Consider the following 18484-nt stretch of genomic DNA (forward strand, 5'->3'; position numbering starts at 1 on the left):
CTATTGTACCATGTGAGATGAACGGAATTGGAAATGGAATCTTACCGTTACCTTAATTTTCACTTCATGCTCCGTCGGAAGATTAAACGAGAATTAAAGAACCGTTTCATAGAAGGAAAGCTTCTTAAGCTACACTGATCCTACCTGGAAGCGAGGGAGGATCATGGGGATGAAAAGAGAATCCAGAAGTATCTTGTCTTGCCGGGGAGCGGTCTTCTTAGCGTCACTTGTTCTCGTTATCGCCGGCTGCAGCGGCAAAGATGACGGCCATGAGGAAAAGGAGGAGATTACCATGGCTGGGCAGAAGATTTTCGGTCGATGGGTCAAGATTTCGTATCCGACGTGGAGACGTTCCGGCAAACCTCGGCTATACGGCTGAACGGGTATGACTCACGGGTATGGGAGGATCAAACCGGGCGAAAGGGATTGACCGCGGCCATAGACGACAAAGGGACGATCGCCGGCATTCGAATCCTCCCTCATACCCCTCATCCCGAGACCGACGATGCATACTCGAAGACCGTTTTCGATTTTCCGTTTGAAGGGGAATGGCTGGTTTTCTGGGGAGGGCACAACATTCTGCTCAACTACCACTACGAGTTTGAACCCGTGCGTTATGCCTATGATTTTCTGAAAGAGAGAAACGGCTATAGTTACGAGGGGGATCCGAAGCGGAACGAAAGCTACTTCGCCTTCGATCAAGACGTTCTCGCTCCGGCAGAGGGCGTCGTGGCGGCGGCAGTCGACGGCAGCCCGGATAATAAGCCTGTAGGCCAAGTGGACGAAACACGGCCGGCAGGAAACATGGTGGCCATCCTGCATCGCAACGGCGAAATGTGGGGTATCACTGAATATGAGAAAAACTAAACCCCGTTACATCCCGTGATCGGACGTTACCGGGTGTTACAAAAACCCAATAAAATAAAGGAAATGTGAGTGCGTGAGTGTGTCCAGTATGGATAGAGGACGACCTGACGGAGTGAGACGAAATTCCGCCGGATCGCCCTCTTTTTGTTGTTTCAGCCGGACGAGTAACGCATCGACGCGCGGATGTCTGCAAAATCGTTAGAACCCGCGTTACTACGGCGTTAGCGGCGTTACTGGCCGCGCGGCAACGATCCAAAATCGGCCCGAAACGGCCCGGATCGCCGCAGTTATTTTCGCAACTTATTATCGCAACCAGCGCGCATTTTCGCAACCAAAGCAAAACCCGCGCCGCTGCTGGGTTTTCAGCTTTTTCGCACGGCCTCGCCCGCCGCCATTTTCGCAACCGCAAAAATGATATAAAAATCTATCATAATCGACAAAAAATTAAGCCGATTCATGTTTTGCGGCGGCCTCTTCGCGTTCGCTTCCATTCGTCGATCTGGACAACGTTCCCGTCCTGTCTCGCGGGTGATCTTGACCAGACAACAACCCTTCGATATACCCTTCTGCTTTGATCTGATTACCCACCGTCAGTTGTTGAAATTTAGCAAGGAGTACCAGCGCATCTGGCGAAGGAAGCTCTTCCTGATGTGAAATTACACCAGAAACTCTTTCTTTCCCTGTCAACAACCAATCGGTAGAAACATCGAAGTATTCGGCGAGCATAATGATAATATCAATTCCAGGCTTCATTTCATCACGCTCAAACCTACTCAAATTATTGAAATTTAATATTTCCATCAGCTGCCTCTGTTTCAATCCCTTAGATTCGCGTAAAAAGGCGATTCTCTTTCCTAAGGTATCCACTATGTAAGTTCACCTCATTCCCATACTTAATTGATGTAAAAACACATTTTATTCGTTGACATGATGTGAATTTACATTTACAATTGCAATAGATAGAAAAGTACATCACACAGCGATTCTATCACACCTAAGAAGTCACAAACAGTCGATCTTTGAAAACTGAATACGAGAATCCGAGATTTTCACGCCTCAAACGGAAGAAGGTGAGACAAAATGAACAAACTGCTTCAGGATCAACGCGAGGCATCGGCTGCGATCGTCCGGGAACTTCTCGGAGACATCCAGCTGAATGTGACGGAAGGTGAATTTGCCGTATCCTTCGCAATCGAAGAAGCGATGGAAAGCTATGCGGACCTGTTAAAAAGGCAGGAGCAAGAGCTGATCGCCGAGCTGCATCGCACGGTGCTCCACTTGAGCGCCAAGATCGCCGCGACGCGCAACCTGTGGAAGATCGCGGTTCACGAAACCGGCAAGCAGCAAGGCTTGAGGATGGCAGAAGACAGCAACGAAAGGGGTGAATCAGCATGAGGAAGCGTCAGCTGTCGCCGCTTGGCATGGCAGTAAAAATGCGCCTGATCGAAGTGGGGAAAACGCAAGTCGAGCTCGCCAAAGAGATCGGCACCAGCGGCAAATACCTCCACCTGATCCTGATCGGCGAACGATCCGGGAGAACCTTCATCCCCAAGATCGCCCAGGCGCTGGGGATGAGCCCGGATAAACTGGACAAGATTGCGTAAGAGCGAAGCAGCTTTCCTCCTGAAGGCGCTGGAGCTTTGTATCCGTCGGTAGCGTCCATCTACCGAGAGATCAAGTCAATGACAAGGCGGCGGCTTACTTCTTAGTGGATGGCGTTTTGCCGTCCAACTTCACGGAGCCGTCGAGTTTGACGGAACCGTCCATTTTCACGGTGTTTGCCATAGGCGTTCCCTCCTTTCCGGCTCCAGCGCCGTCAGGAGGGAAGCTGCCGCTCTTACGAATCTATGAATCTATCGTACATCAAGCCCGCAGGGCATTCTACCAAATCACTTCATTAAATTACTTTAGGGAAAAGCCGCAAGAGAGGAGGGAACACATGCAGCTAGAACTGACCGTCACGCAAGTGTCGGAGCTCATGGGCGTGTCCAGCCAAGCGATCCGCAAGAAAATCAAGGAAGGCGAGTTCGTCGCCAAGCAAGCGCAAAGGGCCGAAGGCAAGGGCCGTCCGGGCTACGTGATCCCCGTGTCCTCCCTCCCGGTCGATGTCCAGCGCAAGTTCTGGACGACGAGCGAAGTGGCCGCCGCATCCGATATCGGCCCCGCCGAGCCGGACAAGCCGGAACCGACCGGAATCCCGTACACGCTGGCGGAATTGGAACATGCCGTCGGCAAAGCGAAGTTCCGGGAGATGATGGCCGAGGCCGAATACAAGATGGAAATCGTCGAGCAGGCGATGAACCCGCCGAAAGGCGTCGAGCGAACGCTCTGGATCACTCGCCTGGCGAAGAAGTACGGCAAGAGCACGGCCACCCTTTACCGGGACATGGAAAGATTCGAGGAATGGGGGGTTTTGGGACTGATGAGGAAGTCGCGACTACTGACGCAAGGGCCGCAGCGGACTTCCATTGAACCCGAGGTCGAGAAGTTTATCCGCATGAAGTACCTGGACCGGCGCAAGCCGAAATCGGCGCACATCTTCCGCGAAACAGTGAAATTCTGTGAGACAAACGGTTACAAGGAGCCGTCCCGCGCGAGCGTGTTCCGGTACATAAGCGACATGGAAGACTACGAGCCGGACCTGTGCTGCCTTGCTCGTGAAGGTGAGGAGGCATACTGGAAGAGATTCGCCGAGAAGGCGACCCGCAAGGAGCCGGAGTTCGTCAACCAGGTCTGGATGGGCGACCACCACAAGCTGGACCTGTTCATCAGCTATCGCGGGCGTGCGATCCGCCCGTGGCTGACCGTCTGGTTCGATGTATGCAGCCGCACCGTTGTCGGCTGGTGCCTCTCCGATCAGGCCAATGGTCGCACGATCGCCCTGGCGCTGCGCCACGCGCTGCTGCCGAAGAAGATCGTGAACGACGACGGCACCGAAGACACGCTGGAGATCGGCGGCATCCCCGGTATGCTCTACATCGACAACGGGGAGGACTACAAGGCGCAAGTACGCGCCGGGAAAAAACATGAGGATTGGGAACTGTCGCGGGAAACGCGCGGCATCTGCGCATCGCTGGACATCAAGGTCCAGTTCGCGACGCCGTACCATCCCTGGGCGAAGGCGCACGTCGAGCGATTCTTCGGCACCTTCACCGATCAGTTCACGCGCTACCAGCCCGGCTGGTGCGGACCGAACAACGAAGACCGGCCCGAGGGCTTCGATGAGAAGATTGCCCACGAAAAGGGACAGCTGCTAAACCTCGAAGAGCTGTCGGAGCGCATCGAGGCGTATTTGTACGACTATCACACGACGGTGCACCGGACGATCGGCATGGCACCGATGCAAAAGCATTTCTCCACACCGAAAATTCGCGAAGGCTTCGCCGACGAACGCGCCCTGGACATCTGTCTCATGGACGTGGAACGTGCGAGTGTATCCGCGAACGGTATCGAACGGTTCGGCACGCGGGGGCGTCCTCGCTGGTACTGGCACCCGGAACTGCCCGCCTACGCCGGACAGAAGGTCATTATCCGCTACGACCCGAACCGGATCGGTGAGCTGCTCGTCTTCCACCCGAAGACCGGCAAGTACCTGTTCACGGCAACCAACAAGGAGCTGCTGGACTTCAACGCCACGAAGGACGACGTGCAGGAGTTTCTCAAGCGGCGCGCGGCCCGGCGCAAGCAGGTCAAGCAGATGCTGCACGAATCGCAGGCCACGCTCGAACAGGTCGTCAGCGAACGCCAGGGAGCCGGTGCCCGCATGAAGAGCGGATCGGTCAGCGGCGCGAAAAGCAACGTCCGGGCGATGCTCGGCACCGAGCAGGTCGTCAAGCAGCGTGAGGAGCAAGCGAAGCAAGGAAACAAGTCGAAACGCCCGGCCAAGACGGTCAGCGCGTTCGAGGAGTACATCCTGCGCGAGGGCACGGAAGGATAATCAATCAAAGGAGGTAATGCCAGATGGCAGTAGCACAGCTGGTTCAATTCGAGGGGGACGTGTCCAAAGAAAGAACCCTCCTCCAGAAGGTCGTTCAGGAAGAGGGCGCAAAGATCACAGATGTGGCTCGGGAACTGGGCAAGTCTCGGAGCACCATCTCCCTCTATATTAACGGAAAATATCCCGAAAGTGAAGAATTGCGGGAAACGGTCAGAAATTACCTGCGCAACATCGGCGTGTGGGAGGACGAGCAGGACGAGGTGGGACAAGCTCCCGCCGTCAGCTACATCACCGGCGCGGATGAGCTCCCCTTCATCGAGACAAGCGATGTCAAGCGGATGCGGTACGTGCTGAAGAAGGCCGCGACGAAGCAAAAGTTCGGCATCGTCGCCGGTGATCCCGGCCTCGGCAAGACCGAGACGCTGAAGAAGTACCTGCTAACGAATCCCGGCAGCGCGATCTACGTCCGCTGCAAGAGCACGCACACGGTCAAGAGCCTTCTTCAGGAACTGGCCGACGCGCTCGGCCTGCCGGATTACGGATCGGCCAGCCAGCTGACGCGCCGGATCGTGAAGCAGCTGAAGCGCACGCCTTTCTTCCTCATCTTCGACGAGGCCGATCTGCTGAAGTCGGCGGATAAATACGAGGCGCTGCGCGACATCTACGACGAAGCCGGGAACATCGGCGTCGCTCTGGTCGGCAATCTCGCCCTGGCGGAAATGTTCCTCGACTTCGCGGACATGCGCCCGGAGCTGAAGCGCTTGGCCGACCGCGCCCCGTTCCACCAGCGCCTGCAAGGGCCTTCCCGCGAGGAGGTCGAGCAGCTGCTCGAACGGGTGAACCTGACAAGCGGCGCGCGCAAGCTCATGATTCAGATCGCCCTCAACCCGCGCAAGGGCGGCCTGCGCAACTGCGTCGAGATTCTGGACGTGCTGCTGGACATGACCAAGGGCGAACCGATCACCGAAGAAATGGTCCTGCACATCGGCCAGATCAACCTGAACGCCAATGCGTGAGCAAGTACCAATGCAGCTGTTGCCGGAAGTGAAGCAATTTTTCGAGCGTTTCATCCAAGCCGTCACGGCCACCGTCCGCGCCATCGTGCAGGCGGTGGCGAAGCACTATCCGGCGCTTCGGGCGATCGTCGAGCGGGAAGACATCCGCCGGAAGCGGATCAAGCAGCTGTCCTACCGGAAGAAGAGAAGTCAGGCCAAGAACTGGCGCAAGTGGCGCAAGCGAAGGAGGAGGCGGCCTGCGCGATGAAGGACAAGCGACACGCCCGCCCCAAGTCCTCCCCGCCTCCGCAAATCAAGCCCTCACGCCGGGCAAAGCATGCCGAATGGGTGCGTTCCTGGCGACGGCGGGTCGCAGCCGCACGGGAACGCGGACGGGAACGCCGCCGCCTGTATGGGGGCAAACCTCTCCGCATTTACGATGTCGCATATGAAACGCCGGAAGGCGACATCCGCGTCGCATATGTGGAAGGCGTGGTCGATGAGGCGGGTGCCGTCTCCTATGTGCTGGGGCGCTACGCTGTGGCCGACATCGTGAGAGTGATTCACACCGGGTACCTGAACCCGCCGCCGGAGCGCCCCGGCACGATGCCGGACGGCAAACCGAAGCTGGAACTAAAACTGGATGAATTGTGGTGATGACCGTGGCATCAACGAAGGGCCACACGGGAACGCCGATTCCGAAACGGGAGGTCGAACTGCGCGCTACCTGGTCAAGCGAATGCGTCACACGGCCAATGACCGAAGAGGAGCGGCTCAAATACGGGGTCGCATCCCCGCCGAAGATCACGAACGCAGACGGCGTTCAGGAAAGGAGGCCGATCACCTTGCCGCCGCGCAAGTACGAACACGTCACGAAGGAACTTGTGCTCGCCGAGTTCGCCAAGGGCAAGACGATCCATCAGATCGAGCAAGAGCAAGGCATGAAAATGAACACACTGCAAGCGAAGCTGCGCGCCTGGGGCATCCGCAGCCCGCGCTCGCCGTTCAAATCCGAGAGCGAAACGATGAAACGTCCGCCCTCCCCGACTCCGGCCAGCCGATCGGACAGCCGGATCGAGGACATCATCTGCGACGTGCAGCTGGAGCTGCGCCGGGCGATGAGCAAGTTCCCACGTTTCCACTCGGCACATGAAGGCTATGCGGTGCTGAAGGAGGAAGTCGAGGAAGCCTGGGAAGCAATCAAGGCGAACGACCCGATCCACGCCCGGATCGAGATGATGCAGGTCGCCGCGATGGCGATCCGCTTCTTGCACGACATCCCCATACCGAAGGAGGCGGTCCTATGACCACGACGCCGAAACCGACGAAGCGGAGCGCCTCCCCGACGATAAAGCGCCGCAAGCGAAAGCAAGAGAGGAAGCCGACGAAAGCCGAGCTCCGCCGCATCCTGGGCATCGAGCCTCCGCCGCCGAGGCCGAAGATCAACCGGAAGAAGCTGGCGCGGGAAGTGGCAGGCCGCTGGCACGATTCGCGCATCACGCACATTGAGCTCTCCCACTATTTCAGCATGGTCGGCGGCATGATGCTCGCGCAGATCAAGGCCAAGGCCGCGAGGAAGGCTTCCGTGTTCGACGATCACCGGATCACGGACGAGGAGCTCGGCTTCCTGAAATTTATGAGGGCCATCTGCGATTACCACGACAACCGGCGAGAGGTCAAAACCTACGCCGACATCGAAGCGATCGTCGAAGGACGGTTCGTTTCAGGGCAAAAAGGCGGTGAAAGCGATGACGAAAAAATGGGCCTCATCCAAAAGTAAACCGGCGCATACGGAGCGGACCGTGATGGCAACTCCTCCCGATCCGAACCGCTGCTTCGTTCACTTCTCCCGCATTCTGACCGCCGGAACGGCTGCGGTTTGCCTGCACAGCCTCCTGCGGCAGGTGGAGAAGCAGCCATCAGGCCGCCCGATCGAGGCGATTCGCTTCGACCCGGACAGTCTGATCATGGAAGTGCTGTTCGTCCCGCTGGAAGGAGGCGAAGTGTCGCATGCAGAGCATCAAGGAGGCGCTGGAAGGTAACGAATCGCTTCAGGCGCGCCTGGCCGAAGTGATGAACCGGTACACGCCGGACTATTTCCGCGAACGGCTGCCGGAGCTGGCGGAGCTCGGGGCGACGGACGATCAAATTCGCAAGGCGTCCGCGCAGCTGCTCGACCGGGTTCGGCAAGCCGAGCAATGCCAGGGCTGCACGGACTACGCCGCCTGCCGCCGCCCTGCCGGTCAGGAAGGCATGCAGATACATCTGGACATCCAAAGCGAGCACATCACAAGCCTGCACAGCATGTGTGAACCGTTCCGGGCGCATCACCGGGAGCTGCGCTGGCAGCGGCTGCTTTCCCTCTCCGGGAAGGCCGCCAGCGACAAAGACTTCACGTTTGATAACTTCCCAGATGCGCAGAAGCGGCGTCACAAGCAGCTATGCGCGTACATTCACCGATTCGCCCAAGAGTTCGCGCCCGGCGCAAGCGACAAGGGCGTTTACATATACGGACCGCCGGGAACGGCGAAGACGCACCTGGTCCTCTCGATGGTCAACCGGTTGGAGGAACGCCGCGTGCCGGTGCTGTTTATCCGCACCGACGCGATCTTCCGAAACATGCGCGGCATGCTCTCGAAGAAGGAATCGCTCGATACCCTGATCGAGGCGTACTGCACGACGCCGGTGCTCGTCATCGACGAGTTCGGCCAGGAGGCCGGAACCGAATTTACGGTCGATGTCATGTTCGAGATCGTGAACGCCCGTTTCACCGGCAACCTGCCGACGTTCGCGACGAGCAACTATGCGCCCGACCAGGTGTATGAGAAGGCCATGCGCAAGCACCGCCTGGAAGAAAAGGTCGAAGCGATCCGCAGCCGCCTGAACCAGATGATGAAGCATGCGCACATGGATGGCGAGGACGGTCGCAAGAAAGACCGCGAAACCTTTTGAAAGGAGGCGAGACCATGCTGCTGCAACTTTTGAGCCAAGCCATACGCCACCGGGACGAACCTCCCGCCCTCCCTGTCAGCCACGAGCTGGAACGCGCTCGGACGGAGCTGGCGGTCGCCTGGCAGCACTTCGACCAAGCGGAACCGGCGTTCGTGGACGCCGCGATCCATCGCCTGGTCGCCGCCGAGAGGGCGTACTGCACGCTGCTCAAGGAACAAAAAATCTCATTCAGCGAAAGGAGTTTTTCCCTTGAAATCATTCAATAAGAAAATCAACAAAACCGGAGCCATCACCCTGCCGTCCGCTCTCCGCCGCGACTTCGGCCTGACCGGCGGCGAAAAATTCAAAATCGAAGTATGCGCCGAAGACGGCACGATCCTCCTTCAGCGCACGAACGGGCAATGCCTGTTCTGCGATTCCGACAAGCAGCTGATCGTCCACAAGGGCCGGTTCGTGTGCGCCAAGTGCGTCGAACAGATGGACGTGGACGTGTCCGAGCGGAAATTCGCGAACGCCTTCGTCGGGCAGGAGGCGAGCTCATGAGCACATCCCTCGCCCAGCTCGTCGATGAAGCGATCATCCTGGAGCGTAAGATGAAGGAGGACAAGAAGCGGCTCGACGCCATCAAGGCCGAGCTGACGACGGCAGCCTATGCGGAAATGGACAACAAGAACCTGTCCCATCTGCAAATCTTCGGCACCGCCGGTCGTTTCAATGCCGTTTACAAGGAAAAGTTCGAGATTGACAACTACGAGCGCCTGCTGACCGTGCTCGGCGAGCTCGTCCGGGCGAAGGTGGCCCGCAAGGAAGAGGTCAAATACGATGTCGAAGCGAGATTCAAAGCGGCCCTCATCGCCCTGTTCAAGGGTGATTACAGCCGGGACATCCAGATCGACGACGTGCTGCGCGAACTTGGCCTCTCCCCCGACGCGATAAAGACCGTCAAAAAGAAGCTCAAGGGCGAATACCTGAAGGACAAGAAACTGCTGGAGGCGCTCGGCATCCAGGGCGATCTGGAAGAGGAACTCGATGCGATCCGACTGGCGAAGAATGCCGAGCTGATTGACCGATTCTTCGCCGAACTGACCGAGGAACAAATCGAGATCGTGAGAAAATCCGTTTTCGTCGAAGACAACATCAGCGTGGGCTTCGAATACGTAAAGGAGGACGATGCAAATGGCAATGCCGGTTCAGAAGATTGAGGAAATGACGCGGGTGGAAATGAGCCCCGACTTCGACAAGCTGTTCGACGCCGATCTGAATGCCGCGACCGGGGGTATGTACCGCCGCCAGATGACCGTCGAAGAGTGCCAGCGCCTGACCGGGAAGGAGTGATTCCGCCATGAAGATCACTCCCGAGCAGCGCCGCAAAATCTTCGGGCTTCAGAGACAGCACGGCATCGAGGAGGATAATCTGCGGTCAATCGTCGAGCAGATCAGCGGCGACCGCAGCATTTCCGCCCTGACCAAGGAGCAGGCGATCAAGGTGATCGACCGGCTTTGCAAGCTCGTCGGCGAAGCGCCGAAACCGCGCGAGCACCGGGCGACGGACGCCATGCTCGGCAAAATCCGTCAGCTGGAGAAGGAGCTCGGCTGGGCAGACGAGCCCAAGCGTCTCCAGGGCTTCGTCAAAAAGCTCACCGGCGTGGAACGGATCGGCTGGCTGACGAAGCAGCAAGGCATGAAGGTGATCGAGGCGCTGAAGAAGATGCGCGATCGCGGTTATCAGCGCGCCGCGCCGTAGGGGCTGGCCGTGTGAGTAGGCGGAGCGCCTCGCGCCTTCTGGCGGCGACGTACCTCATCTGCCCTGTCTGCCGCCACGTCTCGGTCATTCAGCGGCGAAGGTGCAAGCTGAAGAAATCCGGCCACATCAAAACGCTGTGGTGCCCGTCCTGCCAGGCCGTCACCCAGCACACCGAAGCCAAAGAATGGGAAATCGCGAGACAAAATGAAGACGATGCGATATAATGCCAGGAAGGAGGATGACAATGGAGTTGACGGAAGAGCTCGTCTCCGAAGTCAGCTGCGAGGAACTGCCTCATCCTTACAGGAAGATGGCCGAGCTGATCGGCGTGCCTGCGACGCTGGAGCTCGCGAAGCACTTCGGCGGCACCTACGAGTACATGCCGAAGTTCGACAAGGCCATCGGCCCGGCTCGGGACCGCATCATCTGCAAGGAATTCGACGGGACCAACTACAAAGACCTAGCCCGCAAATACAACCTGTCGGAAACGTATATCCGCAGCCTGACCCGACCGAAGGAAGCAGGCGAGCAGCTGGCCCTATTCGATGATTAGCAAGTTTTCCTATAAGTAGTTTACCGCGTGAAAAAACTAACGGGGTGTGATCGAGTCCGATCGCACCCCTTTGTTATGCTCACAATAGACCAAATCTATTGTGAGCATTTTTCTTTTTGGGAGGGAACTAGCATTGGATCAACTGCCAACCGGCGCACTTATCACCACTATCTCCGTGATGGGTTCCATTCTGCTCACGCTTGCCAGCATCATCGGGTATTTCCTCAAAGACATTCGCGCCAGCGTGAAAGAGAATCAGACAGCCCTGGACAAGAACCTTCAGGAGATCGAGAAGGACTTCTCGGAGTTTAAGGCCGAGCTTCCGCAGAAGTACGTCCTGAAAGACGACTTCAACCGCGCCCTGAAGGAGCTGAAAGACGATCAGACGCGGGCGATCGCGGGGCTTGAGCATAAAGTCGATACGCTCACCCGCGACGTGCGGGAAATGCTCCAGAGCGTGAGCAAACTGACGGGAGCTGGAGGGAAAGGCGAATGAACAACAAGGAAGCGAAAGAAATCCGGGGATTCATCCTGACGATCCTCAAGGTCCAATATCCGAGCCCGGCCAGCGACCGGCTGATCTCGCTGACACTGAACGACAGTCAGCTGGACGGATCGCTGCCGCAAATCCGCAGACACCTGCACTACCTCGAAGAGAAAGGATACGTCCGCACCGAGGAAGGCAACGAGCTCGGCATCCAGCGCACGATGGCCACCCTGACCGCCAAGGGCATCGATCTGCTGGACGGCAACATCCCGGATGATCCTGGTGTGCTGGTGATCCGCTGATGAGCAGCCGCCGCAAGCACAGCAAAGTGCTTCAGCTGCCGCCGGAAATCGTCGAGGCGGTCAACAAAAAACTGACGACCGGCGCAACGTACCGCGACATCGCGGACTGGATCAATCAGATGGCCGAGAAAACCGGCGTCGAGGTCAGCCACATGGCGGTGCAGCGGTACGGCAAAGACTTCCTCGGTCGGCTGGAGAAGCTGCGGATCGCCCGCGAGCAGGCCAAGGCGATCATCGAAGACAACAAGGACCGACCGGCCACGGAAATGACCGAGGCGGCGTCCAATCTGGCCGTGCAGCTCATCCAGGAAACGCTGATGGCTGCCCAGGACGAGGGCGGCGTGATCGACAAGGGCTTGATCGAAACCATGAAGGCGCTCGCCCAACTGGAACGCAGCTCGGTTCAGCGCGAGAAGCTGAAGCTGGAGTTCCGGCAGAAGGCCGAGAAGGCCGTCAAGGCGATCGAGGAAACCGGGCGACAAAAGGGGCTTGACGCGGAAACGCTGGCCTACATCAAAGAGCAAGTCTACGGCATCCTATGACGCGGCCTGCGATCCAGCTTACCGAATACCAGCGCAAATGGGTCGAAGACAAGAGCCGGTTCAAAATCTCCCTGAAAGCCCGGCAGACCGGCTTCTCGTTCGCGGTTTCGCTGGAAGTCGTCCTCGACTGTCTCGATCACCGAACGACGTGGGTGCTCCTCTCACGCGGGGAACGGCAAAGCAAGGAGCTCATGGAGAAGGTCGCCATGCACACCCGCGCGATCGGCGTTGCCTGCGAGGAGCTGGAGACGACCTTCCGCATCGACGACCAGGACATCCGACAGCTGGAAGTCCGCTTCCCGAACGGCAGCAAGATCATCGGCCTTCCGGCCAACCCGGACACCGCGCGCGGCTTCTCCGGCAACGTCGTTCTGGACGAGTTCGCCTTCCACGCGGACAGCCGAAAAATCTGGACGGCCCTCTACCCGACGATTACGCGGGGCTACAAGCTGCGCGTCATCTCGACGCCGAATGGCAAGTCGGGCAAGTTTTACGACCTGTGGATGGACAACACAGGCACCTGGTCGAAGCATTTCATCGACATCTACATGGCGAAGGAGCAAGGGCTCAATCTCGACATCGACGAGCTGCGCAAGGGCTGCGAATCGGAGGATGACTGGCTGCAAGAGTTTTGCTGCGAGTTCATCGACGAGGCCGGATCGCTCCTCCCTTACGAGCTCATCACCCCTTGCGAGACGGACGAAGCGACGTTCGCCCTGCCGGAGGACTTCTCCCCGATCGGCGATCTTACACTCGGCGTGGACATCGGACGCAAGCGCGACCTGACCGTCATGTGGGTGCTCGAATACACCGGCACGCTGTACTGGACGCGAGCGATCCACGTTCTGGAGAAGCAGAAGTTCAGCGTCCAGCGCGAGCAGCTGTTCACCTACCTGTCCATGCCGCGCATGCGCCGGGCTTGCATCGACGCTACCGGCATCGGCATGCAGCTCGCCGAGGAGGCGGTCGAGGCGTTCGGCACCAAGGCCGAGGCCGTCGAGTTCACCGGGCCGGTCAAACAGGAACTCGCGATCACCCAGCGCCGGACGTTCGAGGACAAGGCCGTGCGCATTCCGATCGACCGGGTGCTGCGCAACGACCTGCACTCGGTTCAGAAGATCACGACGGCAGCCGGGAACATCCGGTACGCCGCCGAACGCAGCGAGAACGGCCACGCGGACCGCTTCTGGGCGCTTGCCCTCTCGCTGCATGCAGCAATCAATAACCCGTATGTGTCGCTGGATGTAACGGTCGCCCGGCGCAGCACAGCGCGGAGGATGATGGAGGGATACGGATGATTCTCGGTCCAGACGGCAAACCAATCAAAAAACCGGATACGAGCGAGATCGCCCGCGTCCTGAACACGTTCGGCGCATTTATGAAGTCGCTGCCGAACCCGGACATCATCCTGAAGAAGACCGGCAAGTCGGCGGAGATTTTCGAGGAGATGAAGACCGACGCGCATGTGTGGGCGGAGCTCACCAAGCGCAAAAGCGGCGTCCTCTCCAAGGATTGGGACGTACTCCCTGCCTCCGACGACAAGCGCGATCTGGAGATCGCCGCCTTCATCAAGGAGACGTTCGAGCGGCTCAACTTCGACCAGGACATGCGGCAAATGCTCGACGCCGTATTCGCCGGTCGGAATATTCACGAGCTGATCTGGACGGAACGGGAAGGTCGCTGGACGATTGCCAACATGAAGGACCGCCCGATCGAATATTTCACCTTCGACATCGACGGGAACCTTCGCTTCCTGAAGAGCTTGGCCGACATCGAGGGCGAGCCGGTGCCGCCGGGCAAGTTCCTGACCGTCGTCCACGAATCAGGCGACGATCACAACCCCTACGGCGTGGCGCTGGCGACGAAATGCTTCTGGGCGTGGCAGTTCAAGAAGCACGGGTTCAAGTTCTGGGCGATCTTCATGGAGAAGTACGGCATGCCGACCGCAGTCGGCAAGTATCAGCCCGGCACGTCGCAAGCCGATCAGGACCGGCTGCTCGATGCGCTCGTCTCGCTCGTCCAGGACGCGGCGGTCGCAATCCCGGCCAACTCATCTGTGGACTTCATCGAAGCCGGTGACGCGAAAGGCGACGCGCACGAAGCATTCCTGCGCTTCTGCAATGCGGAAATCTCGAAGGCGATCCTCGGCCAGACGCTGACGACCGAGCTGCCGACCGGCGGATCGTTCGCCGCCAGCAAGACGCACGAGGGCGTCAAGGACGAGATCATCGAGGCGGACGCCAAGATGCTCATGAGCGCGATCAACACGGACCTGATCCCGTTCCTGGTTGCCTTCAACTTCGGCGAGGTCGATTCGTATCCGTACTTCCATATCAACTTCGAGACGGAAGAAGTGCATAAGGAATGGGTGGAACGCGATGAGAAGCTGGTCAATATGGGCGTGCCGATCGCGGTGGACTACTTCTATGAGAAGTACAACATCCCTCGCCCCGGCAAGGATGACGTGCTGGTGAAGAAGGCGGAAGTCGCCCCTTCCCCGCTGTTCGCGGAACAAAACGTCTCACAAAAAGCGCGAAAAACGCACGACCATGATCGCGAGCTGCACGTCGTCCAGTTCGCCGCAAGCGAGGACGACCAGCTGGAGAGGGCCGATCAGCTTCAGCTGCTGTTCGCCCGGTCCGTGGACGCTGCGCAGCCGATCGTCCGCCGGATGTGGAATCACCTGGTCCAGCAAGTGCGTGAATGGAAGGACTTCGGCGCTGCCGATGTCAAGCGTTTGCAGCCGGATCGGGATGCGATCGCCGAACTGGCCGAGCTGATGAACCGCACCGGCATCGTCGCCTATGCGATGGGCGAGTACGGCGCGCACCTGGATTACCTGAAGGCCGAGCGCGAAGGCAGCGCCTCCTTCGCGGATGAAGACGACGAGCTGACGTATAAGGTCATTGCCAAGCCGGTCAAATTCGAGGAGGCGATCCGCTACTTCTCGCAGCTGATGCCGCTGAACATCGAGCAGTACCGGAAATTGAATGAGGAGCTGAAGGCGAAGCACTTCACGCTGGCTGGCGTGCAAAGCCAGGATATGGTCCGGGCGATCCACGAAGCGCTGCTCGCTTCCCTGGAACAAGGGACGACCTTCGACGACTTCCTGAAGTTCGTGGACGCCAAGGCGGCGACGCTCGGCATCGCCGAATCGGACCCGTGGCACATGGAGACGGTGTTCCGCAACCAGATTCAGACGGCCTACAACACCGGCCAGTATGAAAAGCTTCAGCAGCCGGAAATGGTGGATATGTTCCCCTTCTACCGGTATTCCGCCGTCATGGATTCGGGCACGCGGGCCAGTCACCGGGCAATGAACGGCCTGATCGCGCATCGCGACGATCCGATCTGGCAGGAATGGTGGCCTGCGAACGGGCATCGCTGTCGGTGCGGCGTGATCGCGATCAACAAATACCGCGCCGCCCGAGAAGGCATCACCCCGGCCAACTTCAGGCCGGACGTATCACCCGATCCGGGCTGGGCCAAGCCCCCGAGCGTCTCGCTTAGGGAAGTGCCCGAATCGGTCAAAGACCGCGAGGAATAAGGAGGCAAACAAGCGATGAAATGGTATGAAGTGTTCCGCGCCGGGCGCTATGAGCCGCAAGGTGACTTTACCGAAGACGACATTCAGCAAGTCGTGGACAACTACGACCCGAACAAGTTCGAGGCGCCGATCGTCATCGGGCATCCGAAGCAGGACGATCCGGCCTTCGGCTGGGTGTCCGCCCTGAAGCGCGAAGGCGACAAGCTGCTGGCATCGTTCCGCCAGGTGGTGCCCGAATTTTCGGAGGCGGTCAACGCCGGGCGTTACAAGAAAGTGTCCGTCCGCTTGCGCAAGACGGACAATGGATGGACGCTGCGGCACGTCGGGTTCCTCGGCGCAGCCGCCCCGGCGGTGGAAGGACTGAAGCCCATCGAGTTCTCCCAGGAGGACCGTGAAGGCATACAAATCGACCTGGAATTTTCAGGTGAAAACAAGGAGGCCAAGAAGATGCCGGACAACAAGGATGACATCAAAAAAGAAGTGCGGGCCGAGCTTGAAAAAGAGTTCGCCGCCGAGCGTGAGAAGCTCAAGAAGCAAATGGAGGCCGACTTCGCCGCCGAGCGCGAACGGTCCCGCAAGCAGCTGGAGCGCGAGCGCGACATCCACGCTCTGATCGACGAGCACAAGACGAAGCTCCCTCCGGCGCTGCGGACCGGCCTGGCCGAATTCATGCAGCAGCTGCCTGACGAGGAGACGGTCGAGTTCTCGGCGGAAGGCAAAGCGGTGAAGCAATCGCCGTATCAGTTCTTCCGGTCGTTTGTCGGCAATCTGCCGGACAAGGACGCGCTGTTCACCGAGTTCGCGAAGAACCAGGCGAGCGGCAGCAAGACCGCCGACTTTGCGGTCGGCCCGAACGAGCAGGTCGATGAAGATCGGCTGGAGCTCGACAAAAAGGCCCGCGACTTCGCGGAGAAAAACAAAGTGAGCTACGAAGAAGCGGTCATCGCCGTTTCTCGGGCGTAAGGAGGGCAAGCGGCCATGAACACGCAATATAATCCCGGTCATACGATCACCCGGATCGCTTCCGCCGCGGTCGGCGAATACCGTTTCGTCACCGCAGCCGGAGCACAGGCCGGAGCCGGAGCCGCCGCGATCGGCGTTTCGCTGACCGCCGCCGCAGCTGCTGGCGCAGCGCTGACGGTCGTCACCGGCGGCACGGCCCCGGTCGTTGCAGGGGCTGCCATCAACGCCGGAGATCCTGTCACCAGCGACGCGCAAGGCCGGGCGGTTCCGGCAGCCGCAGGCAACGTCATCAACGGCGTCGCCCTGGAAGCCGCAGCTCTCGACCAGCCGGTCGAAGTGCTGATCGGCGCACCGTATGCCAAGGCATAACCAACCTAAAGGAGGCTAAACCATGCCCGGATTAGAGAAGACGAGGATCGTGGACCCGATCCTCACCAACGTGGCCATCGGCTACAAGAACGCCGAGTACATCGGTGAAAACTTGTTCCCGGTCGTGCCGGTGGACAAGGAGCAAGGCAAAATCCCGAAATGGGGCGCGGAGGCGTTCCGCATCTACAACACGCGCCGCGCGATCCGCAGCAAGACGAACCGCATCGAGATGGACGCGACGACGGTGCCCTACTCCCTGGAGGAAGAAGCGCTCGAAGCGCCGATCGACGACCGCGAGTTGGAGGAAGCAGCGGAAGTGCTGAAGCTCGAAATGAGCCGCACGAAGATGCTGACCGACAACATCCGGCTGAAGATGGAGAAGGACCAGGCGGATGCCGCGCAAAACCCGGCCAACTATTCCGCCGGTCACGTCGAAGCCCTTTCGGGCACCGCCGTATTCACCGATCCGGCCAGCAAGCCGATCGATGTGATCGGCGACGGACGATCGACCATTCGCAGCAAGATCGGCCTGTATCCGAACGTGCTGGAGATCGGCGCGTCCGTGTACGAAGTGCTGAAGAATCACCCGCAGATCATCGAAAAGATCAAGTATTCGATGAAGGGGATCGCGACGACGGACATTCTTGCCGAAATCTTCGACGTGAAGAAAGTCGTCGTCGGCAAGGCGGTGTACGCGGATCGCGACGGCACGATGAAAGACGTATGGGGCAAAAACCTCGTCCTGGCTTACGTGCCGGAGAGCTCCGCCGACATCTGGGTGCCGAGCTACGGCTACACGATGCGCAAGCGTGGCCGCCCGCAAACGTCGAAGTACCGCGACGAGACGGTCAAGTCGAACATCATCCACGTTGCCGATGTGTACGGTGTGGAGCTCACATCCAAGGACGCGGGCTTCCTCATCACCGGTGCGGTATAAGGAGGGCTAGGTCATGGCGGACAAGGAAAAGCAAACGACGGCATCCTACAAGGCTTTGCGCCAGCTGCGGCATAACGACGAGAAGGTCAAGCCCGGCCAGACGGTCGAGCTGACCGAAGCCGAGGCGGAGCGCCTGCTCGATCTCGGCGCAATCGAAGCGCTGGAAAAGCCGAAGTCCGGGGGCAAGAACTCCGGCTCCGGCGGTAAGACGAAGGAAGGCACGGACGATCCGAAAGACGGCGAGAACGACCCGCCGAAAGAATAACGTCCAGACGCTCTATTTTCGATT

General features: G+C 59.0%; 28 protein-coding genes. 27 read left to right on the forward strand and 1 reads right to left on the reverse strand.

Annotated features, from left to right (window positions below; genetic code table 11):
• Positions 1–318 precede the first annotated feature (318 nt).
• Complete coding sequence (locus tag GE107_RS07175; protein WP_219639015.1) at positions 319–867, forward strand: hypothetical protein; 549 nt, start codon at positions 319–321, stop codon at positions 865–867.
• A gap of 444 nt (positions 868–1311) precedes the next feature.
• Here the strand turns inward: GE107_RS07175 and GE107_RS07180 are convergent, their stop codons facing one another.
• Entirely contained in the window at positions 1312–1734 is a 423-nt protein-coding gene (locus GE107_RS07180; RefSeq protein WP_219639016.1) for a helix-turn-helix domain-containing protein, read from the reverse strand.
• Between the two features lie 213 nt (positions 1735–1947).
• On the opposite strand from GE107_RS07180, the gene GE107_RS07185 reads away from it, so the two are divergent.
• From GE107_RS07185 to GE107_RS07310, 26 genes are all read left to right on the forward strand, one after another.
• Positions 1948–2262 carry a hypothetical protein gene (locus tag GE107_RS07185; RefSeq protein ID WP_219639017.1) on the forward strand — a complete coding sequence of 105 codons (315 nt, stop codon included), beginning with the start codon at positions 1948–1950 and terminating at the stop codon, positions 2260–2262.
• The gene (locus GE107_RS07190) at positions 2259–2471 is read left to right on the forward strand and encodes a helix-turn-helix domain-containing protein (RefSeq protein ID WP_219639018.1); all 213 of its coding nucleotides are present in this window, start codon (positions 2259–2261) and stop codon (positions 2469–2471) included. The genes GE107_RS07185 and GE107_RS07190 overlap by 4 nt, the downstream gene beginning before the upstream one ends.
• A gap of 335 nt (positions 2472–2806) precedes the next feature.
• A complete protein-coding gene (locus tag GE107_RS07195; RefSeq protein ID WP_219639019.1) occupies positions 2807–4804 on the forward strand; it encodes a Mu transposase C-terminal domain-containing protein in 1998 nt (665 codons plus the stop codon).
• Between the two features lie 23 nt (positions 4805–4827).
• On the forward strand, positions 4828–5820 hold the full coding sequence (locus tag GE107_RS07200; protein ID WP_219639020.1) for an AAA family ATPase: 993 nt from the start codon (positions 4828–4830) through the stop codon (positions 5818–5820).
• Positions 5821–5830: 10 nt separating this feature from the next.
• Positions 5831–6067 (forward strand): hypothetical protein, encoded by a 237-nt coding sequence (locus GE107_RS07205; RefSeq protein ID WP_219639021.1) that lies wholly within the window; start codon positions 5831–5833, stop codon positions 6065–6067.
• Positions 6064–6456, forward strand: coding sequence for a hypothetical protein (locus tag GE107_RS07210; RefSeq protein ID WP_219639022.1), 393 nt, complete (start codon positions 6064–6066; stop codon positions 6454–6456). The genes GE107_RS07205 and GE107_RS07210 overlap by 4 nt, the downstream gene beginning before the upstream one ends.
• Positions 6456–7106, forward strand: a complete 651-nt coding sequence (locus tag GE107_RS07215; RefSeq protein WP_219639023.1) for a hypothetical protein — start codon at positions 6456–6458, stop codon at positions 7104–7106. The genes GE107_RS07210 and GE107_RS07215 overlap by 1 nt, the downstream gene beginning before the upstream one ends.
• Positions 7103–7579: a hypothetical protein gene (locus GE107_RS07220; RefSeq protein WP_219639024.1), complete on the forward strand. Its 477-nt coding sequence runs from the start codon at positions 7103–7105 to the stop codon at positions 7577–7579. Before GE107_RS07215 ends, GE107_RS07220 begins: the two co-directional genes overlap by 4 nt.
• A complete protein-coding gene (locus tag GE107_RS07225) occupies positions 7548–7841 on the forward strand; it encodes a hypothetical protein (RefSeq protein ID WP_219639025.1) in 294 nt (97 codons plus the stop codon). The genes GE107_RS07220 and GE107_RS07225 overlap by 32 nt, the downstream gene beginning before the upstream one ends.
• Positions 7810–8751, forward strand: coding sequence for an AFG1/ZapE family ATPase (gene zapE / locus GE107_RS07230; RefSeq protein WP_219639026.1), 942 nt, complete (start codon positions 7810–7812; stop codon positions 8749–8751). The genes GE107_RS07225 and zapE overlap by 32 nt, the downstream gene beginning before the upstream one ends.
• A 14-nt stretch (positions 8752–8765) precedes the next feature.
• Positions 8766–9017, forward strand: a complete 252-nt coding sequence (locus tag GE107_RS07235; RefSeq protein WP_219639027.1) for a hypothetical protein — start codon at positions 8766–8768, stop codon at positions 9015–9017.
• Positions 9001–9294, forward strand: a complete 294-nt coding sequence (locus GE107_RS07240) for an AbrB/MazE/SpoVT family DNA-binding domain-containing protein (RefSeq protein WP_219639028.1) — start codon at positions 9001–9003, stop codon at positions 9292–9294. The genes GE107_RS07235 and GE107_RS07240 overlap by 17 nt, the downstream gene beginning before the upstream one ends.
• A complete protein-coding gene (locus GE107_RS07245) occupies positions 9291–9953 on the forward strand; it encodes an ABC transporter permease (RefSeq protein WP_219639029.1) in 663 nt (220 codons plus the stop codon). Before GE107_RS07240 ends, GE107_RS07245 begins: the two co-directional genes overlap by 4 nt.
• Positions 9928–10086: a hypothetical protein gene (locus GE107_RS07250; RefSeq protein WP_219639030.1), complete on the forward strand. Its 159-nt coding sequence runs from the start codon at positions 9928–9930 to the stop codon at positions 10084–10086. The genes GE107_RS07245 and GE107_RS07250 overlap by 26 nt, the downstream gene beginning before the upstream one ends.
• Before the next feature lie 7 nt (positions 10087–10093).
• Positions 10094–10495, forward strand: coding sequence for a regulatory protein GemA (locus GE107_RS07255; protein WP_219639031.1), 402 nt, complete (start codon positions 10094–10096; stop codon positions 10493–10495).
• 11 nt (positions 10496–10506) lie between these two features.
• Positions 10507–10719, forward strand: a complete 213-nt coding sequence (locus GE107_RS07260) for a hypothetical protein (protein WP_219639032.1) — start codon at positions 10507–10509, stop codon at positions 10717–10719.
• Positions 10720–10739: 20 nt separating this feature from the next.
• A complete protein-coding gene (locus tag GE107_RS07265) occupies positions 10740–11048 on the forward strand; it encodes a Mor transcription activator family protein (protein WP_219639033.1) in 309 nt (102 codons plus the stop codon).
• Between the two features lie 133 nt (positions 11049–11181).
• On the forward strand, positions 11182–11544 hold the full coding sequence (locus tag GE107_RS07270; RefSeq protein WP_219639034.1) for a type 2 periplasmic-binding domain-containing protein: 363 nt from the start codon (positions 11182–11184) through the stop codon (positions 11542–11544).
• Positions 11541–11837 carry a hypothetical protein gene (locus GE107_RS07275; RefSeq protein ID WP_219639035.1) on the forward strand — a complete coding sequence of 99 codons (297 nt, stop codon included), beginning with the start codon at positions 11541–11543 and terminating at the stop codon, positions 11835–11837. Before GE107_RS07270 ends, GE107_RS07275 begins: the two co-directional genes overlap by 4 nt.
• Positions 11837–12379, forward strand: coding sequence for a phage protein Gp27 family protein (locus tag GE107_RS07280; RefSeq protein ID WP_219639036.1), 543 nt, complete (start codon positions 11837–11839; stop codon positions 12377–12379). The genes GE107_RS07275 and GE107_RS07280 overlap by 1 nt, the downstream gene beginning before the upstream one ends.
• On the forward strand, positions 12376–13677 hold the full coding sequence (locus tag GE107_RS07285; RefSeq protein WP_219639037.1) for a terminase large subunit domain-containing protein: 1302 nt from the start codon (positions 12376–12378) through the stop codon (positions 13675–13677). The genes GE107_RS07280 and GE107_RS07285 overlap by 4 nt, the downstream gene beginning before the upstream one ends.
• Positions 13674–15926, forward strand: a complete 2253-nt coding sequence (locus GE107_RS07290) for a phage portal protein family protein (protein WP_219639038.1) — start codon at positions 13674–13676, stop codon at positions 15924–15926. Before GE107_RS07285 ends, GE107_RS07290 begins: the two co-directional genes overlap by 4 nt.
• A 15-nt stretch (positions 15927–15941) precedes the next feature.
• The gene (locus GE107_RS07295; RefSeq protein WP_219639039.1) at positions 15942–16889 is read left to right on the forward strand and encodes an ATP synthase subunit B family protein; all 948 of its coding nucleotides are present in this window, start codon (positions 15942–15944) and stop codon (positions 16887–16889) included.
• A gap of 15 nt (positions 16890–16904) precedes the next feature.
• A complete protein-coding gene (locus GE107_RS07300) occupies positions 16905–17258 on the forward strand; it encodes a capsid cement protein (protein ID WP_219639040.1) in 354 nt (117 codons plus the stop codon).
• Positions 17259–17280: 22 nt separating this feature from the next.
• Complete coding sequence (locus GE107_RS07305; RefSeq protein WP_219639041.1) at positions 17281–18195, forward strand: major capsid protein; 915 nt, start codon at positions 17281–17283, stop codon at positions 18193–18195.
• A 13-nt stretch (positions 18196–18208) separates the two neighbouring features.
• A complete protein-coding gene (locus GE107_RS07310; RefSeq protein ID WP_219639042.1) occupies positions 18209–18460 on the forward strand; it encodes a DUF7210 family protein in 252 nt (83 codons plus the stop codon).
• The last annotated feature ends 24 nt before the right edge of the window (positions 18461–18484 follow it).

Source organism: Cohnella sp. CFH 77786 (assembly GCF_019400745.1).
GTDB lineage: Bacteria > Bacillota > Bacilli > Paenibacillales > Paenibacillaceae > Cohnella.

Bases quoted from the DNA above. Each gene is read 5' to 3' on its own strand.
- GE107_RS07175 (WP_219639015.1), top strand. From the start codon at position 319: ATGGGTCAAGATTTCGTATCCGACGTGGAGACGTTCCGGCAAACCTCG.
- GE107_RS07185 (WP_219639017.1), top strand. From the start codon at position 1,948: ATGAACAAACTGCTTCAGGATCAACGCGAGGCATCGGCTGCGATCGTC.
- GE107_RS07190 (WP_219639018.1), top strand. From the start codon at position 2,259: ATGAGGAAGCGTCAGCTGTCGCCGCTTGGCATGGCAGTAAAAATGCGC.
- GE107_RS07195 (WP_219639019.1), top strand. From the start codon at position 2,807: ATGCAGCTAGAACTGACCGTCACGCAAGTGTCGGAGCTCATGGGCGTG.
- GE107_RS07200 (WP_219639020.1), top strand. From the start codon at position 4,828: ATGGCAGTAGCACAGCTGGTTCAATTCGAGGGGGACGTGTCCAAAGAA.
- GE107_RS07205 (WP_219639021.1), top strand. From the start codon at position 5,831: ATGCAGCTGTTGCCGGAAGTGAAGCAATTTTTCGAGCGTTTCATCCAA.
- GE107_RS07210 (WP_219639022.1), top strand. From the start codon at position 6,064: ATGAAGGACAAGCGACACGCCCGCCCCAAGTCCTCCCCGCCTCCGCAA.
- GE107_RS07215 (WP_219639023.1), top strand. From the start codon at position 6,456: ATGACCGTGGCATCAACGAAGGGCCACACGGGAACGCCGATTCCGAAA.
- GE107_RS07220 (WP_219639024.1), top strand. From the start codon at position 7,103: ATGACCACGACGCCGAAACCGACGAAGCGGAGCGCCTCCCCGACGATA.
- GE107_RS07225 (WP_219639025.1), top strand. From the start codon at position 7,548: ATGACGAAAAAATGGGCCTCATCCAAAAGTAAACCGGCGCATACGGAG.
- zapE (WP_219639026.1), top strand. From the start codon at position 7,810: ATGCAGAGCATCAAGGAGGCGCTGGAAGGTAACGAATCGCTTCAGGCG.
- GE107_RS07235 (WP_219639027.1), top strand. From the start codon at position 8,766: ATGCTGCTGCAACTTTTGAGCCAAGCCATACGCCACCGGGACGAACCT.
- GE107_RS07245 (WP_219639029.1), top strand. From the start codon at position 9,291: ATGAGCACATCCCTCGCCCAGCTCGTCGATGAAGCGATCATCCTGGAG.
- GE107_RS07250 (WP_219639030.1), top strand. From the start codon at position 9,928: ATGGCAATGCCGGTTCAGAAGATTGAGGAAATGACGCGGGTGGAAATG.
- GE107_RS07255 (WP_219639031.1), top strand. From the start codon at position 10,094: ATGAAGATCACTCCCGAGCAGCGCCGCAAAATCTTCGGGCTTCAGAGA.
- GE107_RS07265 (WP_219639033.1), top strand. From the start codon at position 10,740: ATGGAGTTGACGGAAGAGCTCGTCTCCGAAGTCAGCTGCGAGGAACTG.
- GE107_RS07275 (WP_219639035.1), top strand. From the start codon at position 11,541: ATGAACAACAAGGAAGCGAAAGAAATCCGGGGATTCATCCTGACGATC.
- GE107_RS07280 (WP_219639036.1), top strand. From the start codon at position 11,837: ATGAGCAGCCGCCGCAAGCACAGCAAAGTGCTTCAGCTGCCGCCGGAA.
- GE107_RS07285 (WP_219639037.1), top strand. From the start codon at position 12,376: ATGACGCGGCCTGCGATCCAGCTTACCGAATACCAGCGCAAATGGGTC.
- GE107_RS07290 (WP_219639038.1), top strand. From the start codon at position 13,674: ATGATTCTCGGTCCAGACGGCAAACCAATCAAAAAACCGGATACGAGC.
- GE107_RS07295 (WP_219639039.1), top strand. From the start codon at position 15,942: ATGAAATGGTATGAAGTGTTCCGCGCCGGGCGCTATGAGCCGCAAGGT.
- GE107_RS07300 (WP_219639040.1), top strand. From the start codon at position 16,905: ATGAACACGCAATATAATCCCGGTCATACGATCACCCGGATCGCTTCC.
- GE107_RS07305 (WP_219639041.1), top strand. From the start codon at position 17,281: ATGCCCGGATTAGAGAAGACGAGGATCGTGGACCCGATCCTCACCAAC.
- GE107_RS07310 (WP_219639042.1), top strand. From the start codon at position 18,209: ATGGCGGACAAGGAAAAGCAAACGACGGCATCCTACAAGGCTTTGCGC.